Source organism: Lactobacillus johnsonii, from assembly GCF_013487865.1.
GTDB lineage: Bacteria > Bacillota > Bacilli > Lactobacillales > Lactobacillaceae > Lactobacillus > Lactobacillus johnsonii_A.
Genome location: NZ_CP047409.1, coordinates 187,832 through 204,445 on the forward strand (window position 1 = coordinate 187,832; position 16,614 = coordinate 204,445).

Genomic DNA, 16,614 nt, shown 5'->3' on the forward strand with positions numbered 1-16,614 from the left:
CTTGAATAAGTTATTAAATAAACTCTTGAAGGGGGGTAATGTTTCGGCATTACTCTTTTTATTTTGAGATGAAAGTGTGTAATTTATGTTACTTTTTCATTTCAGAATGTTTGTTCGGTTGTATCTGACAACTTGCCAAACTACAATAAAGGGTGTATGTAAATTGGAGGGAGTTTAAGTGATGAAAAAAAGAACATTCACTGGTATTGCTACCGCGGCACTTATAACCACTGCCGGTATATCAGTTACCAACAACCTTAAACCAGATAATCCTTTAAAAACTGGTGAAGGTACTGTTCAAGCTGCAACCTATCAACAAGAATTTTTAAATAAAGCTATTCCAGCTGCTACGACTGCATCATCTAAGTATGGTACTTATACTTCAGTTATGCTTGCTCAAGCAACAGTTGAATCAGCTTGGGGCCAATCAGGTTTAGCCCAAGAACCTAATAATAACTTATTTGGTATTAAGGGCTCTTACAATGGCCAATCTGTAAACATGAATACTGGCGAATACGGTAATGGTGGTTACTACACTACTAATGCTGGATTCAGAAAGTATCCATCATATACTGAATCATTTGAAGATAATGGTTCTTTATTACGTAACCAAATGGGTAATTATTACTCTGGTACTTGGGTAGAAAACTCAAGTAACTATGCTCAAGCAACCCAAAATGGTTTACAAGGTAAATACGCTACTGATCCAAATTATGCTAAGACTCTTAATAGTGTGATTGCAACTAATGGCTTTGACAAATATGATCCCGTTACACAAGTTGTTAACGAAAATCGTACAGTTGCACAAACGACACCAGTTATGAGTGCACCAGTTGATCCTAGTGTTGGTACACAAGTAGATACTGCAAGAGTAGGTCAAAACGTAAATGTTACTAAGTATATTACTTATAACAACGGCGTAAAGCGTGCATTTATTGGTAACGGCTGGATTAATGCACTTGCATTTAGTCCAATTACTAATAACACTACTGCTAACAATGCCGCTACTAATACTAATAATAGTAATAAGCAAACTACGGCTACTAACAACCAAGCGAGCCAACCAGTTAAGACTCCAGTAGCTCAAACTCAACAAGCTAAGAGTCAAGCTCCTGCAGCTCCAGTTAAAGCAGCCACTGTTGAAACAAAGAAAGTTGCAGAAGTTAAAACTCCAGCCCAAACTACGACTTTGAATGTTAAGGCTAAAAATAAAGAAACTAAGACTGCTGCCCCAGTAGTTAAAACAACTGAAGCTAAGACTACTAATACAGTTAAAAATGTTGAAACTGTAAAGAAGGAGACCACTCCAGTTGTTAAAGCAGCTGAAGTTAAGAAGACTGAAACTCCAATAGTAAAACCAGTTGAAGCAGTGAAGAAAGAAACAACTCCAACTGTTAAGACTACTCCAGTAGTTTCAACTAAGGAATCAGCCAAAGTAGTTGAAGCTCCAGCAGTAAAGTCTAAGAAGGTTGAAGTTAAAGAAGTTAAGACCACTCCAGTAACTACTGGTGCTAAAACTGTTGTAAAACCAACTACTTTAGTTGAAAATGTTGCACCAGTACAAAGTTACCAAAGTGCTGTATCTACTGCAGCTGCAAATAATAGCTATGGTACTCAATGGATTAGTACTAATACTGCACCAAAGGCTGTTTCTACTGTTTTGGTTAAAGTAACTAAGACTACTCAAGTTTTATCAGCTCCAAATGGTCAAAAATTAAACCAACAAGTTGAAGCTGGTAGTGCATTTGTAGTTATAGCTTCAAAATATGCTAACGGAAACTTATATTATGAAATTAGTAATGGTAAATGGATTATGGCAAAATATACTACTCAAGAAGCACAAATTACTGCAAAATCTGGTGTATTAACTATTAATTCTAAACCAGACTACGGTGTAGCAGTATGGCGTGTTCCAGGCCAAGATCAAATTTCAGGTAAGTTCTTGAAAGATGGTTCAAGTTGGAGATACTTCCGTGTAGCTAATGTTAACGGACAAACTTGGTACGACCTTGGTGGAAATCAATGGATATCTGCCAAGTCAGTACTAATTCGTTAATTTATAAAAGATTAGATTGTTTCATTAAAATTTTTTGGAGGAGAAAGTTTTTTAATGCGTTCAACAAATAAGAAATTTATTAGTGCATTAGCTTGTGCTAGTGCTATGACAGCTTTAGCAATTGTAGATCCTATGGGAGTTACTAAAACTCATCAAGTAGCACAAGCTGCAACTGATAATGTGCCTGCAAAGTCTACAGGTGTAGATGTTTCAAGTTGGCAAGGTACCAACTTGGATCAACAAGCTAAGTCTGGTGCACAATTTGCTGTTGTTAAAGTATCTGAGGGTACAAATTATCAAAACCCTAATGCTCAAGGCCAAATCCAGAGTGCTGAACAAAATAATATGATGACTATGGGTTACCACTACACTCATTTTGGCTCTGACAGCAATCGCGCAGTTCAAGAAGGAAACTATGCAGTTAATTCAGCACAACAAGCTGGTTTACCACAAGGTTCATACTTAGCAACTGATTGGGAACAAGACGTTAATAATAATACTAACGGTAGTGTTGCCGCTAATACTAAGGCAATCATTAGCTTCATGGATACTGTTCATGATGGTGGATACAACCCAATGCTTTATTCTAGTGAATGGTTATTAAAGAATAAGGTTGATACTAATAAGATTTCTGAAAAGTATCCAAATGCATTATGGGTAGCTAAGTACAAGACTAATGGTCGTGAAGATAATCCTGACTACAATTACTTCCCATCAATGGATAATGTAGCTATTTGGCAATATACGCAAAATTGGCGTGGTCAAAATGTTGATGGAAATGTTAATGTAGTTCCTCTTTCAAATAAGACTAATACTAATAACAACACATCAAATAACGCTGCTAATACCAATAATTCAAATGCTAATAACGGTCAAAGCAGTAGTCAAGCACCTGCAAATCCAATTACTAATAATAGTAATGATACTGCTAAGCCAAATAGTAATAACAGTACACAACCAGCTCAACCAACTGAAACTAAGCCAGTAGAAAAGCCAAGTACAAACACTAACGTAAACAGTGATTGGACTAAGCAAAATGGTGTCTTTGTAACTGGTGGTGCAATTAACTTGAGAACAGGTGCAAGCACTGATAGTAAGGTCATTGCTCAATTACCAGCAAACTCAGAAGTTAAATACGATGCTTATCGCACAATTGGTCAATACACATGGTTAAGACAACCACGTGCAAACAACCAATATGGTTACTTAGTAGGACGTAACAATGGTCAAGCATGGGGAACATTCAAAGAAGGTTCTGCAACCACTACTAAGCCAGCAGAAACCAAACCAGCACAACCAATTGAAACTAAGCCAGCAGAAAAGCCAAGCACAAATACTAACGTAAACAGTGACTGGACTAAGCAAAACGGTGTCTTTGTAACTGGCGGCGCAATTAACTTGAGAACAGGTGCAAGCACTAACAGTAAAGTAATTGCAATGCTTCCAACAAACACAGAAATCAAGTACGATGCCTACCGTACAGAAGGTCAATACACATGGTTAAGACAACCACGTGCAAATGGACAATATGGTTACTTAGTAGGACGCAACAATGGTCAAGCATGGGGAACATTCAAGGAAGGTTCTGCAACTACTGCTAAGCCAAACACTAATACTACTAAGCCAGCAGAAAAGCCAAGTACAAACACTAACGTAAACAGTGACTGGACTAAGCAAAATGGTGTCTTTGTAACTGGTGGAGCAATTAACTTGAGAACAGGTGCAAATACCAACAGTAAAGTAATTGCCCAATTACCAGCTAACACTGAAGTTAAATATGATGCCTACCGTACCGAAGGCCGATACACATGGTTAAGACAACCACGTGCAAATAATGAATATGGTTACTTAGTAGGACGTGATAATGGTCAAGCATGGGGAACATTCAAAGAAGGTTCTGCTAAAGCCACTAATGCAGTAGCTAATAAGCCTGTTCAACAAACTACTCCTAAGCAAGTAACTACTAATAACAATGCTAGTTGGACTAAGCAAAATGGTTCTTTCATTACTGGTGGAGCAATTAACTTAAGAACAGGTGCAAGTACTATTAGCCCAATTATTGAAACTTTACCAATTAATACTGTAATTAAATACGATGCATACTACCGTTCTGGTAACTATGTATGGTTAAGACAACCACGTGCAAATGGTCAATACGGTTATTTAGTTGGTCGTTTGAACAACCAAGCATGGGGAACTTACAGATAATTTGATAACAGTTTTCAAATAGACTAAATACATGAAAGACATGATCCTAATGGGAATCATGTCTTTTTTGTCTTATAATAAACTATGAAAAAAGCATGGAGGATATAATTTTGATTTATACAGTAACCCTAGATCCTAGTGAAAGTGTAGTAGGTAAAGGAATTAATATTTCGCTTATTTTAAAAAAATTAGGTATTGATTCCATTGCGACTGGAATTGTAAATCACAAAAATGTAGAACAAGTAGCAGAAGAGCTTGATAAAGCTGAGATTGAGAATCAATTTATTGAACAAACTCGTGGAATTAAAATTACTGCTAAAAACCAACAAAAATTATTGGATTATTTGAAAGTCCTAAAAGCTGGTGACATTTTAGTAATTGCCGGAAGCTTTTCTAAGGGAATAGATCCAGTTTATCTAACTGATTTGGCTAAAGTTGCTGATCAAAGAGCAGCTGCCTTGGTAGTGGATGTGCCTTATGAAAACGTACTTGATATCTTGCCAATGAATCCATTATTAATTAAACCAAATGAAACTGAATTAAAGCATTGGTTCGAAAAAGATGACAAGGAAGTAACTTCAAAAGAATTAATTGATATGGCTCATAATTTAGTAGTTAGAGGAGCACAACATGTTCTGTTATCCTTAGGTGCAAATGGTGCTGCAATTGTTAATATGATGGATGCTTTAATGGCACATGCGCCTGAAATTGAAGAAGTTGATAGTAGTGGTAGTGGAGATGCCTTACTTGGAACGTTCTTAGCTGGGATGCTTAAAGGATACACTCCTGTTAGAAATTTAGCTGATGCAATTGCTGCAGGAAGTGATACGGCTCAAAGTAAATGGCTTACTGATTTCAGAACAACACCCGCACTTCAAAAACAAGTTATTGCTAGAAGAATTACCTTTGAAGAAGCAGAATAAATAGAATAAGTTGGCTTATAAAATCCGACTTATTTTTTGTTGTTTTTTAGTATAATGGTACTAAATTTACTATAAGGGGAAGAAAAGTGGATCTATCTATATTTATTGTTAGTTTAGCAGCTTTAGTAATTCCAATCGTTATGGCGCGATTTAGAATTAATGCTATACCAACGGCAGTTGCTGAGATTGTGACTGGAATAATTCTGGGAAAAAGCTTATTAGATACCATAAAAATCACAAGCAGTGTATCGCTTCTATCAGATTTAGGTGTGATTTTGCTGATGTTTTTATCAGGTATGGAAATTAATTTTGATCTTTTTAAAAAGAAGGATTTACCTGAGTCTAAACAGAGTAAAATTAATCCAGCACGAATAGCAATTATTGCCTTTACTACTATTACAATATCGGCATTTGCTTTAGCTTATATTCTAAAATTAATCGGTCTATTTAATGATGTCATGCTGGCTATGATTATTTTTATGACTGTAGCCTTAGGGGTGGTAATTGCCACTCTAAAAGAAAAAGAAATCTTATCTCGACCGATTGGGCAAACTATATTATTAACAGCCGTTCTAGGGGAAGTAATTCCCTTATTGCTGTTGACTATTTATGCTTCAATTAACGGTGGGAATGCTGGAAGATTATGGCTTATTGTTCTGCTTTTCCTAGTAGCAATTATCTTATTGAGACGATTTAAACAACCATATCAATGGTTTAATAAGATATCTAAAGCAACTACTCAACTGGATATTCGATTGGCCTTCTTCTTAATATTCACCCTAGTAACAGTTGCAGAACGTGTAGGGGCAGAAAATATTTTAGGTGCCTTCTTAGCTGGGATGGTTATGAAGTTACTTGAACCAAGTGAAGCAACAATGGATAAATTAACTTCTATTGGTTATGGGTTCTTCATTCCAATTTTCTTTATTACTACTGGTGTTAAGCTGGATTTGAAGTCACTTCTTGCTAATCCAAATGCTTTAATGTTGATCCCAGTTTTAGTATTATTCTTACTTTTAGCCAAATTGCCTATATTTTTGGTTTATACACGAAATTTCAATAAACGTAATAGTCTTGCAGGCACGTTTTTAATTATGACTACAATTACGATTGTACTTCCAACTTTAGAGGTTGCTCGTAAGTTAAATGCAATTACTGAAACTCAATCAGATGCTTTTATTTTGGCAGCAGTGGTCGTATGTATTTTAGGACCAATTCTATTTAATTCGCTCTTTAAATTAACTAAAGAAGATAAAATTAAGCAAAGAGTTGTCATGATGGGAACCAATGTAATGACGGTGCCTGTTGCCCAAGAGCTTCATGATAATTGGTATGATGTATTGTTAGTAACCCATAAAAAAGAAAACTATGATACTTATAAGAGTAAAGTTGCTAATTTGAAATTAATTAATAGCTTAGAAGAGGCGTGTTTAGAAAAAGCCGGTGTCTTTGACTGTGATATTTTAGTAGCTGGATTTATTGAAGATAATCTAAATCGTAAAATTGCCCGTTTAGCAAAAGAGCATGGTGTGCAAAGAGTTATTGCTAGTCAAGAGAGGCCAAAGCCTGAAACTATTAAGAAATTAGTCAGTGAAAAAATTGAAATTTACAATATTTTCAATGTTCAGACTTCTGTATTACGAGCTCTAATTGAATCACCTTTCATTTTGAGAATTTTAACCGATACTAAGAATGGTTTGTTTGAAGTAACGGTTAGAAATCATAAGTATGCTGGTCAGAAACTGATGAATCTAGACTTTATTGAGCAAATGACTGTTAGTCGAATTTGGCGAAATGGTAAATGGCTAGTGCCACACGGAAATACAATCATTGAAGTAGGAGATCATCTAATTTTTACAGCTAAAGGTGAAGATGCAGAAAGAATTAGAGAAGAATTGGGTAGAAAGAATTAAATATAAAAAAATGACAGGATTTTTAGTCCTGTCATTTTTGTTAACGCTGCTTTTTTGCTTCTTGTAAAATAGCTAGGGTATTTAGACTGTGGGTAAAGGCTTGATCAGCAGCTGTAAAATCATGTTGATCAATAATCTTAGTGAATTCGATAAATTCAGCAATCATTCGATGAGAATGCTTGTTGTGGTTAATAACTTTCGGCTCTTCTCCTCGTAATTGGATGCCAACCTTTGGCATTTCATTAGGATGGCCGTAAATAATGAGTGCACCTTTTTCACCTTCAATGGTGCTGACATTAGGTGAAAAGCTATCTTTAGCAGCAATTGAACTAGCTTGTTTGTCAGAATAGCCCACGTGAAGGATGCCAGAAGTATCAATATTTTTTTGAATAGTTGGGAAGTAGTTAACAGAATCTGGCTTACCAAATAATTTAATAATAATGTGTAAGTTGTAGATACCTAAATCCATTAGCGCTCCACCATCTTTTTTAGGATCAAAAGCTGGTTGAATATCCCCTTCTAAGAAAGCATCATAGCGACTTGAATATTGAGTGTAATTAAGATTAACAACATGAATTGGGGCAACTTTAGCTAAGTTATCTTCGATGAATTTAAAGTTTTCTAGATAAATGTTAGTGATCGCCTCAACAATAATTACTTGGTTTTTATCAGCAATTTCTTTTAATTCGCGTGCTTCATCAGTTGTAGCAACAAATGGCTTTTCACAAATGACATTTTTTCCTGCTTCTAATGCGGCCTTGGCAATACTAAAATGCAAACTATTTGGAACAGCTACATAGACAGTATCGACATTAGCATCATTAAATAGGTCAGTGTTGTCTTGATATAATTTTGAAATATTGTACTTTTCTTGCAATTCAAGACCAATTTGATGACTTCTTTTCGTAGTTGAAAGAGCAGTAAGTTCAAGATTTGGAATTTGATCAGCAATTGATAGAAAATCATGAACAATTTTTCCTGAGCCAATAATACCTAGTTTCATAATAAAACCTCCTTAATTAAGTTTAAAATTTAATTTTTTAGCATTTTTAGTAACTGAGGAAGGTACGGTTAACTTTTTAACTTTGTTAATGTCATAAAGATGTAAGGTGAGAGTACCTTCTTTCTTAGTATTATAAGTAACTTTATAATACATATCAGTTAGTTGTTTTTTTCGATTAATCGAAATTCGTACATCAATATTTTTAATATTGGTTGATTGTGGATCGCTAGTGAGAGCGACAGTAGTCGCTTTTTGCATACTTTTAATTACGTCACTATTATCACCCTTATAGGAAATAACATAACCGTTAAATCCATTAGATTTAAGTGTCATATGTTTAAAGGCATCATCAGAAAATTGGGTGAAATCATGTGCGGTATAAAGTTTTTTATAGCCTGAATAAACTTCACTAAAGATGGCATTTTGTTTAATGTAGTTCCATTGTTTGGTGCCATCACGGTGGTAAACATAGTCTTTGTTACCCCATAACTCAGAATTAGTATCAGATTTAGGAACGCTTTTCATCGTGATATGGATAGCATTATTTGGACCGACGACGTAATTTGAATACATCTTTGACTTTGTATTAGTGGTTTTGACGTTAACGCGTGCAGTTGTAATTTGGGTATCAGCTGCTGTAGTTGATGCATCTTTGACGCTTGGCTTATTAAATGCAATAATTGCGCCCCAGACTACTACGATTAGGATAATAATACCTAAAATTAAAGCGGCAATTTTGCCGCCTTGATTGTTAGAAAAAATAATCTTTTTATTTTTGATTTTATTTTTTTCCATCAGTGTATCTTTCTAAATGATTATTGATTATTTTGTTCTTCTTGTGCTTTCTTGATGTCTTCAGCACTAATTGCATTCTTTTGAATGTCAGAAGGAACGGCTAAATCACTGTGTTGACCTAATTGGTCGTAAGTTAAGTTCCAAGTGAAGTTATATTTTCCGCCAGCAGTGTATTGAGCTTTAAAGGTCAATGATTCGACATTTTTGGTAGTTGGATCAATTAAATAAGTGATCTTAAGATTTTGAACTTGAGCTGATTTTACTAAGCGGGCTACCTGCATGTTTTGAGAACCAGGAGTGTTCATGGCATCAATAATTAAAGGGTTGACAGCATTCCATAGGTTGGCGTCGGTACCATCGAAACTAATTTCATAATTTCCATTTTTTCTTTGAACAGTGGCTTTTTTGGCAAAAGCTTTATTAATTTTCTTAAAAGTTGCAGGATCGAATCTTTCTTTTACTTGGTCTGAATCAAAGCTATCCGCATCAATTGAGTTTTTAATCCAATGACCCTTGTTTTGCTCTAAAAGTAAGTACATATCGTTCTTGGTAAGCCACATTTGTTCAGTTTGAGATTTCTTCTTTTGAGTTAAAGTATAAGTAAGGTTAGTTACATCACCTTTGTCTTTGAATAAACCCTCTGATTTTGACTTTTGGTTCATTTCATTAGAATTAGTAGTTTGAGTGAAGTGACCGTTAGCAAAGCTAGAATTAAATTTTGCATTGATTAATGAACTTGCAGAAGGTCCAGTACTCTTTGTTTGTTTACTGCTTTTATTTGAACAAGCTGTAGTTAAAGAAACTAAGATGACTCCCAATAAAATTAGGAAGCTGAATTTTTTCTTCATAAAAATATATTCCCCCAATAAATGTATCTATCTTATTTTATTTTACTCTATTTTTGGCTGAAAAAAGCATTCTAAGAGCTTAACTTTAGTGCTTTTTAAGGACATTTAAAATATTGCGTAATTTACCGCCTTTAACTTGTAAGTTACTTACTGCTTGGGTTACTTCAATGCAGCCAATATATTTACCATGTTCATTATGAAGACTATAGAAGGAAATGTTAATTGGTTGTTTATTTTTGGTAATCATGATTGAAATGCTTTTACGCTTGCCGGTGTGCATTTGATCTAGGACTTCTTTAACATGCTTTTGACTGTGGCCGGGATGCACTTCAAAAACAGTTTTACCGATATCTTTTTCAGTACGCTTAAAAAGGCGATTCTCATTCATAGAGGACCAGACAACGCGGTCATTTTCATCTAAAACATCCATTTCTTGTGGAATTGTTTTAAAAATCGCATTTAGTTGTTCAAGTGAGAGATGCCCACCATCTAACTTGATATTTTCCATAATTAAATACTTCCAATTCATCAAAATTAATATATCCATTGTTATTTTAACATTAAATATTTTGTGAATTAATCAAGCTTTTTTTCGTAATTCCTATGAAAATTTTGAATAAGCGTGTAAAATAGTTAGTGAAACATTGAATTTTAAAGGAGATACAGTTCATGTCGAAATTAGTTTTAATTCGTCACGGTCAAAGTGAATGGAACCTTTCTAACCAATTTACTGGTTGGGTTGATGTAAACCTTTCAGAAAAAGGTGTTGAAGAAGCTAAGAAGGCTGGTCGTTTAATTAAGGAACACGGTCTTGAATTTGATCAAGCTTATACTTCATTATTAACTCGTGCTATCAAGACTTTGCACTACGCACTTGAAGAAAGTGACCAACTTTGGATTCCAGAAACTAAGACTTGGAGATTAAACGAACGTCATTACGGTGCTCTTCAAGGTTTAAACAAGAAGGCTACTGCTGAAAAATACGGTGACGAACAAGTTCACATTTGGCGTCGTTCATACGATGTTTTGCCACCAGCTATTGATGACGATAACGAATACAGTCAAGCACATGACCGTCGTTACGCAAATCTTGATCCACATATCGTTCCTAAGGCAGAAAACTTACACGTTACTTTAGACCGTGTAATGCCATTCTGGGAAGATCACATTGCTCCAGATTTACTTGACGGCAAGAACGTTATTATTGCTGCACACGGTAACTCACTTCGTGCTTTAACTAAGTACATTGAAAACATCTCTGACGATGACATCATGGACTTAGAAATGAAGACTGGTGAACCAGTTGTTTACACATTTGATGACAAGTTAGATGTTGTTAACAAAGAAAAACTTGACGACTAATTTTTAGTTCTTGAGTAAAAGAAGCTCCGACGAAAGTCGGGGCTTTTTTGTTGGGAGGGATAGACATGAAAGAAAGAATTGTAACATATCCAGCAATCTTTAAACCAATTGAAGATAATGTTTACTTTATTAGTTTTCCCGATGTTAAGGGAGCCATTACTTAAGGACATGGACTAAAAGATGCTTTTGAAATGGCAGCAGATGCTTTGGGAACAATTTTGTTTGATGAAAAGAAATTGCCAAAAATGACTTATCCTGCTGAAATTAAAATAGAGGAGCCTGGTGCTTTTGTTGCATTAGTATCAACTGATCTAACAAAATCAGCAGCTAATTTTGAAAAAACTGTTAGAAAAAATGTAACTGTACCTGCTAAGCTAGCTCTCCAAGCTGAGAAAAAGAAAATTAATTTTTCCAAAGTATTAACAGAAGCCCTTAGAGAAAAATTGAATTATTAATAATAAAAAATTCCGAAATTCTATCAATTGATGATGAGTTTTGGAATTTTTTTATTTTTGGAAAATGCTGGTATAAAGGGAAAGTTATTAAAGCGGTCTAAAAAATACAACGAATTGTGTGAAAAGGCTTGACTTAGTTGAAAATGGGGGGGTTAAACTACCTTTGTATAAACTGTTATTTATTACTTTGTTTAGAGGATGTAAAATGAAGAAAAGAACAACAATGTTGATGTCTGCTTTGTTTGCAGCTGGAACATTTGCGCTTAATGGAAATGTTGCTAAAGCTGACAATGTACAAGCAGTAAATAATAACAATGCTAATAGCACAGAAGTTAAGCAAAACACAGTTAATGCTGATAGTAGTAAGTTAAATGTTGCTAGTGCACAAACCCAAAATGATCAAGCAAATAATCAAGAGACGTCTACAAAATCAGAGCCTGATAATAAAGAATTAACCCAAGATTCTGATAAATTTAATATTGCGGCAGTTAAACATTCTTTTGGTGAAGACTCAAATATTAAGGTGCCTAACGAAGAAGCACTTGAGCAAGAAACGACAGATTTATATTCAAAATATATGGATCAAAAAGATGAGAATGAGCGCAACACCACTTCGACATATGACTCACCATTTGTGTCTATGGGTGAGGTACGACCTACCATGTACCTAGAAAATTTAACCAATCCTAACTCAGAAAAGTTAGATGATAAGGATGTGGATTGGAATAAAGTTGGCACCCAATTAAAAAATGCAAAAGAAAAAGTAGATCATTACCTTGATACTGCTTTAAATGAAAATACTTCTTACTTACCAACTGCAAAAAAGGATGCCCGTGATTCTATAAAAGATATAGCTATACCGGCAGCATCTGAAATCAAGCCAAATTATAATATTGACCTAGAGACACTTGAAGGTATTTATAACACAGTTTCATTTCCATATTTAGCAACTTTATTTGATTTTCGTGGTAATGAGGGAGACTATGTATCTGCCATAGGAAATTCAGACTACAAAGATCAATCAAATGATTACGTAAATAAATTAGCAGAATTAGTTGCAAGAAATGTAAAGAAAGACAAAGAGTGGGTATTATTTAATACTAATCCTTTTGTTCCAACAGCTGCATCATATGTAATAAACCCAGAATTAATTAAAATTGATCGTGATGCCTACAACAGAAACAACAATATCAAATCAGACGAAAATACTTCTGCCAACAAGAACCAATCAACAACTGATACAAAGAAGGATCAATCTTCTGAAAAAGTAACAAACGACACTACTTCAAAGAAAGATCAATCAACTACAAGCACTTCAAACACATCATCATCAAATACTAACCAAACTACTGAAAGTAAGTCTTCAACTACTTCATCAAAGACTACTTCTGATACTAAGACTCCAGTAGCTAAGAATGAAGGTTCAAATACTAAGATCACTGACGTAGTTAAGAACAAAAACAAAGCTACTGAAAATACTGCAAGTGTAGTTAAGAATGATACTAAAGCTGCAACTGAAAAGACTACTGATATTAAAGTTGTTGCTCCAGCAAAGAATGCTTCAAATGAAGTAAAGACTGCTGATGCAGTTGCTAAAGCAAGTGATGCTCATGTTGTTGCTTTAAACAGCAAAGTTAACGCTGGTACTACTTCTACTACACCAGCTGCTGCAACAAAGGGCTCACAAGCAAAAGCTACCGAAAACAAATTACCACAAGCCGGAACTGACGAAAAGATTAGCTTATTTGCAAGTTTAGCTGGTTTGTCAATTGCTTCTCTTGGCTTAGGTGCTTTAGGTGCAAGTAAGAAGAGAAAGAACGACTAATTAATAGTTAAAAAATTAGTATCTATAAAAGCATATTCCCAATCGAATATGCTTTTTTTATGAGTAATAGGAAGAATAAAAGTATGGATAGAAATGAATTATTAAATTACCTTGACCAAAAAAGAATGGAAACCGCTGGTGTTGCACAAGCTCAACAAACTTTGTCTGATGATAAAAATAGACCAGAAAATGCAAAGAGAAAGTGGCGTAAAACCATTATCTTTCTTTGGATTTTAGCAGTTATAGTAGGCTTGAACAATCAAACGGGTGATTTTTTCTCTTGGGGAGATGCTTTGGTTGGGTCAATTTTACCAGCTGGCTTAATGATTTTTAAATATTTTAAGTATATTAAGCCACTTAATGAGCAAATAGTTAAAGATCAAGTAAAGCTTAATGAAGAATTAAATAATCCAGTGTATCAAAACGGGAAAAACGGCTTCCCTGAAAAGTTCTATAATTATGGAGATGTATATCTTCTATGGAAGTTAGTAAGTGAAAACCGAGCAACTACGTTGCAAGAAGCTTTTAACCTGCTTGAAACGCAACAATATCGAGCAAATCAAATGGCAATCCAAGAACAGATTAAGGCTATTCAAGAAGATACAGCTAGAAGTGCTAAAATTGCTGCAGTGGCTTCAACAGTTAGTGCGGTTAACTCTACCCGTCCTAGAAAAGTTGAAGTTAGTGGAACAATAAACCATCACGTTAATTAAATTAGGGAAAAGTTGGATAAGTAATGAAAAAGAAAGCATTAATTACAGCAGGAATATTGTCGACACTTTTATTAGCAGGCTGTAGTAATCAAAATACAAGTAGTGGAAACCATGATAGTAAGAAAAGTTCAGTAGTTTCTACTAAAAGGAGCTCGAATCAAAGCAGTCAGTCTAAAAAGAATACAGAAGAAATGGATAATGCACAATCTTCTAGCTCTAGTTCGGCTAATAAGAGTCAAAGTAGCTCTAGTGTAAAGCAATCAAATAATAAATCTGAAAAAGAAACAAAAAATACTGCTAAAAGCAATAACAGTGATGACAAGATGAATTTTGATCAGATTGAGCAAGGAAACTATAGCAGCTTAGCTGGAACCTGAAAATCCACAAAAATTGTTGTTCGAGATGATGGAGAAGACAAGGTAAATACTGAAAATCCAATTACTTTATCTGTAACCTCAGATGCAATCCAAATGGTTGGTGGCGATAAAGTAGTCGTGAATAAAGATGGATTAAGTTATAACGATGATTTACATCCCTTAACCTTCCAAAAAACGCAGAATAGTTTGACGGGCGCCTTAGATGGGGATGCTCCAATTAACTGGTCAGTTTCATTTTATCCAGCAGGTTCTACTGATTTTACAATTAATGGCGAAAAACAGGCTCCATCTTCAAAGAACTTAATTGTATTTTGGAGAAGCGGAATGAGTACAACCATGGTTTTTGAGAAAGAATAATAAAGAGGTCACTAAATGCATAACTACGAAAAATTAAAGAAAAACAAAGCAAACTGGATTGTAGTTGCGGTAATAATTCTGGTAGCAATTATCTCCTTAATTGGATGGAGTAATTATAGATCGCATCATTTAGATGGAACTTATACCAACCAAGCAACATTTTTAGGAGTGACCTCAAAAACAAAACTAGAATTTTCTAATGATAAAAAAGTAAAGATGACAAATGGTACGACATCAGAAAATGATACTTATGAATTGTCTGGTAATGATTTAAAAATAAAAAATGAAGATGATGAAGTAATTATGCGTGCTAAGTTAGCCGATGATCGAAAATCTTTTAAAGTAAAATCAATTGCTGGTGATATTTTCGGTATCCTCAAAAATATTGAATTTACCAGACAAAGCTAAAATATATTAATGATGACATCTCATTCAAAATCTTATATAATTGTAAAAGAAAAGGAGATAGAGAGTGCGAGTCTCTATCTCCAATCGTAACTTAAGATGACTGAGTGTGTGGCTAATCCTTGTGATTAGCCTTTTTTGTTATTGCATAAGCAATTGCTGCACGGATTAGGAAAATACCCAATGCGTTTAAGACAATGCCGATAGCAATAGCAGCTATTATCAAGGCACACCAACACTCCAGCCTATCCAAATTATCATGGCTTCCACCTCCGTAACCTAAAATATATGTGAGGGGTGTAGAGCCATGAAAAGTTACTAAGCTCTTATATTAGCTATCTATAAAAGCCTAATAAAAATTATATCAAAATATGAATTGAGAATTTGTAGTATTAAACACAAAAAAAGACATTCCATCAGGAATGTCTAAAGTGTGACTATATGTTTAAATTTTGATTTAACTAAGAACTAGTTTTATAATTTTACCAACTAGCTTTGCGCACGCCAGGAAGTTGTCCCTTGTGTGCTAATTCTTTAAAGCGTAAACGTGACATACCAAACTTACGCATATAACCATGTGGTCTACCATCATGTAAATCACGGTTATGGTAGTGAGTTGGGTGAGCATCAAGCGGTAATTTTGCTAATGCTTCTACGTCACCAGCTTCTTTTAATTCATAGTATTTCTTGATTAATTCACGCTGTTTAGCAGCTTTAACGATTTTGGATTTTTTTGCCATATATCTTTCCTTTCGAATATAGAATATAAAAAATAGTTTAATTAAGAATAAAGAATGACTAATTTGAGCTAACTTAAAGTAAGCATATTGTATTAAATTATTAATAATTTGTCAAAAAGAAAGTATTTTAAAAAGAATTAGTTTAAAATAAGTAATGATTGATTAAAGAAGGGAAAATAAGCCGTGGGTATTTTTAAAAGAATACTTCATAATGAAGACTTGCGACAGTTAATAATTTATGTATTAATTGGTGTGTTAGGATTAGGTGTTGACTTTGGAATTTTTGCCATTCTAACTCACTTTAAGATGCAAGTCGAAGTAGCTAATTTTATTTCATCATCTTGTGGGTTGATCAACAACTTTTTCTGGAATAGTTTTCTTAACTTTAAGGTTCACGATAAATTATTAGTAAGATTTATCTCCTATTATTTAGTAGGACAAATCACAACTTTGTTTACAACTGTCTGCCTATTTATTTTTGTAACTCAACTTGGTTATAATCAATTGATTGTAAAGGCTGTTTCTACATTTATCGCTACCTTGATACAATTTGTAATTAATAAGTTACTTACCTTTAGAAAAATTAAAACTACTAAACCAAAAGTAGACGTTAGAAAGTAATAAGAAAGACTGT

General features: G+C 34.3%; 18 protein-coding genes. 13 read left to right on the forward strand and 5 right to left on the reverse strand.

Annotation, left to right across the window (positions count from 1 at the left end; genetic code table 11):
• Nucleotides 1–181 precede the first annotated feature (181 nt).
• From GTO82_RS00885 to GTO82_RS00900, 4 genes are all read left to right on the forward strand, one after another.
• Entirely contained in the window at nt 182–2,056 is a 1,875-nt protein-coding gene (locus tag GTO82_RS00885) for a glycoside hydrolase family 73 protein (protein ID WP_180873443.1), read from the forward strand.
• A 54-nt stretch (nt 2,057–2,110) separates the two neighbouring features.
• Nucleotides 2,111–4,264: a GH25 family lysozyme gene (locus GTO82_RS00890; RefSeq protein WP_180873444.1), complete on the forward strand. Its 2,154-nt coding sequence runs from the start codon at nt 2,111–2,113 to the stop codon at nt 4,262–4,264.
• Nucleotides 4,265–4,359: 95 nt separating this feature from the next.
• The gene (locus GTO82_RS00895; protein ID WP_180873445.1) at nt 4,360–5,187 is read left to right on the forward strand and encodes a PfkB family carbohydrate kinase; all 828 of its coding nucleotides are present in this window, start codon (nt 4,360–4,362) and stop codon (nt 5,185–5,187) included.
• 86 nt (nt 5,188–5,273) lie between these two features.
• On the forward strand, nt 5,274–7,100 hold the full coding sequence (locus GTO82_RS00900; protein WP_180873446.1) for a monovalent cation:proton antiporter family protein: 1,827 nt from the start codon (nt 5,274–5,276) through the stop codon (nt 7,098–7,100).
• Nucleotides 7,101–7,140: 40 nt separating this feature from the next.
• Here the strand turns inward: GTO82_RS00900 and GTO82_RS00905 are convergent, their stop codons facing one another.
• The 4 genes from GTO82_RS00905 to GTO82_RS00920 all read right to left on the reverse strand — a co-directional run bounded on the left by GTO82_RS00905 (nt 7,141) and on the right by GTO82_RS00920 (nt 10,254).
• Entirely contained in the window at nt 7,141–8,103 is a 963-nt protein-coding gene (locus GTO82_RS00905; RefSeq protein WP_180873447.1) for a Gfo/Idh/MocA family protein, read from the reverse strand.
• A 12-nt stretch (nt 8,104–8,115) separates the two neighbouring features.
• A complete protein-coding gene (locus GTO82_RS00910; protein WP_180873448.1) occupies nt 8,116–8,898 on the reverse strand; it encodes a DUF6612 family protein in 783 nt (260 codons plus the stop codon).
• 20 nt (nt 8,899–8,918) lie between these two features.
• Complete coding sequence (locus tag GTO82_RS00915; protein ID WP_180873449.1) at nt 8,919–9,746, reverse strand: DUF6612 family protein; 828 nt, start codon at nt 9,744–9,746, stop codon at nt 8,919–8,921.
• A gap of 85 nt (nt 9,747–9,831) precedes the next feature.
• Nucleotides 9,832–10,254, reverse strand: coding sequence for a PAS domain-containing protein (locus GTO82_RS00920; protein WP_180873450.1), 423 nt, complete (start codon nt 10,252–10,254; stop codon nt 9,832–9,834).
• Between the two features lie 161 nt (nt 10,255–10,415).
• On the opposite strand from GTO82_RS00920, the gene GTO82_RS00925 reads away from it, so the two are divergent.
• From GTO82_RS00925 to GTO82_RS00950, 8 genes are all read left to right on the forward strand, one after another.
• Nucleotides 10,416–11,108: a 2,3-diphosphoglycerate-dependent phosphoglycerate mutase gene (locus tag GTO82_RS00925; protein WP_014567005.1), complete on the forward strand. Its 693-nt coding sequence runs from the start codon at nt 10,416–10,418 to the stop codon at nt 11,106–11,108.
• Between the two features lie 65 nt (nt 11,109–11,173).
• Entirely contained in the window at nt 11,174–11,272 is a 99-nt protein-coding gene (locus tag GTO82_RS09855) for a type II toxin-antitoxin system HicB family antitoxin (RefSeq protein WP_432759955.1), read from the forward strand.
• Between the two features lie 27 nt (nt 11,273–11,299).
• Nucleotides 11,300–11,563, forward strand: a complete 264-nt coding sequence (locus GTO82_RS00930) for a hypothetical protein (RefSeq protein ID WP_260983164.1) — start codon at nt 11,300–11,302, stop codon at nt 11,561–11,563.
• A gap of 205 nt (nt 11,564–11,768) precedes the next feature.
• Nucleotides 11,769–13,388, forward strand: coding sequence for a hypothetical protein (locus GTO82_RS00935; RefSeq protein ID WP_180873451.1), 1,620 nt, complete (start codon nt 11,769–11,771; stop codon nt 13,386–13,388).
• 83 nt (nt 13,389–13,471) lie between these two features.
• The gene (locus GTO82_RS00940; RefSeq protein WP_180873452.1) at nt 13,472–14,101 is read left to right on the forward strand and encodes a hypothetical protein; all 630 of its coding nucleotides are present in this window, start codon (nt 13,472–13,474) and stop codon (nt 14,099–14,101) included.
• Between the two features lie 23 nt (nt 14,102–14,124).
• On the forward strand, nt 14,125–14,478 hold the full coding sequence (locus GTO82_RS09685; RefSeq protein ID WP_260983165.1) for a DUF6287 domain-containing protein: 354 nt from the start codon (nt 14,125–14,127) through the stop codon (nt 14,476–14,478).
• Between the two features lie 93 nt (nt 14,479–14,571).
• Nucleotides 14,572–14,835 carry a hypothetical protein gene (locus GTO82_RS09690; protein WP_260983166.1) on the forward strand — a complete coding sequence of 88 codons (264 nt, stop codon included), beginning with the start codon at nt 14,572–14,574 and terminating at the stop codon, nt 14,833–14,835.
• A gap of 15 nt (nt 14,836–14,850) precedes the next feature.
• Nucleotides 14,851–15,243: a hypothetical protein gene (locus tag GTO82_RS00950; RefSeq protein ID WP_180873453.1), complete on the forward strand. Its 393-nt coding sequence runs from the start codon at nt 14,851–14,853 to the stop codon at nt 15,241–15,243.
• A 479-nt stretch (nt 15,244–15,722) separates the two neighbouring features.
• Here GTO82_RS00950 and rpsN read toward each other — a convergent pair whose 3' ends face one another.
• A complete protein-coding gene (gene rpsN, locus GTO82_RS00955) occupies nt 15,723–15,980 on the reverse strand; it encodes a 30S ribosomal protein S14 (RefSeq protein WP_003649568.1) in 258 nt (85 codons plus the stop codon).
• 183 nt (nt 15,981–16,163) lie between these two features.
• Between rpsN and GTO82_RS00960 the strand changes: the two genes are divergently transcribed.
• Nucleotides 16,164–16,601, forward strand: a complete 438-nt coding sequence (locus tag GTO82_RS00960; RefSeq protein WP_004896037.1) for a GtrA family protein — start codon at nt 16,164–16,166, stop codon at nt 16,599–16,601.
• The last annotated feature ends 13 nt before the right edge of the window (nt 16,602–16,614 follow it).

Excerpts from the sequence above, each read along its gene's own strand:
- GTO82_RS00885 (WP_180873443.1), top strand. The coding sequence starts at position 182 with ATGAAAAAAAGAACATTCACTGGTATTGCTACCGCGGCACTTATAACC.
- GTO82_RS00890 (WP_180873444.1), top strand. The coding sequence starts at position 2,111 with ATGCGTTCAACAAATAAGAAATTTATTAGTGCATTAGCTTGTGCTAGT.
- GTO82_RS00895 (WP_180873445.1), top strand. The coding sequence starts at position 4,360 with ATGGAGGATATAATTTTGATTTATACAGTAACCCTAGATCCTAGTGAA.
- GTO82_RS00905 (WP_180873447.1), bottom strand. The coding sequence starts at position 8,103 with ATGAAACTAGGTATTATTGGCTCAGGAAAAATTGTTCATGATTTTCTA.
- GTO82_RS00910 (WP_180873448.1), bottom strand. The coding sequence starts at position 8,898 with ATGGAAAAAAATAAAATCAAAAATAAAAAGATTATTTTTTCTAACAAT.
- GTO82_RS00915 (WP_180873449.1), bottom strand. The coding sequence starts at position 9,746 with ATGAAGAAAAAATTCAGCTTCCTAATTTTATTGGGAGTCATCTTAGTT.
- GTO82_RS00920 (WP_180873450.1), bottom strand. The coding sequence starts at position 10,254 with ATGGAAAATATCAAGTTAGATGGTGGGCATCTCTCACTTGAACAACTA.
- GTO82_RS00925 (WP_014567005.1), top strand. The coding sequence starts at position 10,416 with ATGTCGAAATTAGTTTTAATTCGTCACGGTCAAAGTGAATGGAACCTT.
- GTO82_RS09855 (WP_432759955.1), top strand. The coding sequence starts at position 11,174 with ATGAAAGAAAGAATTGTAACATATCCAGCAATCTTTAAACCAATTGAA.
- GTO82_RS00930 (WP_260983164.1), top strand. The coding sequence starts at position 11,300 with ATGGCAGCAGATGCTTTGGGAACAATTTTGTTTGATGAAAAGAAATTG.
- GTO82_RS00935 (WP_180873451.1), top strand. The coding sequence starts at position 11,769 with ATGAAGAAAAGAACAACAATGTTGATGTCTGCTTTGTTTGCAGCTGGA.
- GTO82_RS00940 (WP_180873452.1), top strand. The coding sequence starts at position 13,472 with ATGGATAGAAATGAATTATTAAATTACCTTGACCAAAAAAGAATGGAA.
- GTO82_RS09685 (WP_260983165.1), top strand. The coding sequence starts at position 14,125 with ATGAAAAAGAAAGCATTAATTACAGCAGGAATATTGTCGACACTTTTA.
- GTO82_RS09690 (WP_260983166.1), top strand. The coding sequence starts at position 14,572 with ATGGTTGGTGGCGATAAAGTAGTCGTGAATAAAGATGGATTAAGTTAT.
- GTO82_RS00950 (WP_180873453.1), top strand. The coding sequence starts at position 14,851 with ATGCATAACTACGAAAAATTAAAGAAAAACAAAGCAAACTGGATTGTA.
- rpsN (WP_003649568.1), bottom strand. The coding sequence starts at position 15,980 with ATGGCAAAAAAATCCAAAATCGTTAAAGCTGCTAAACAGCGTGAATTA.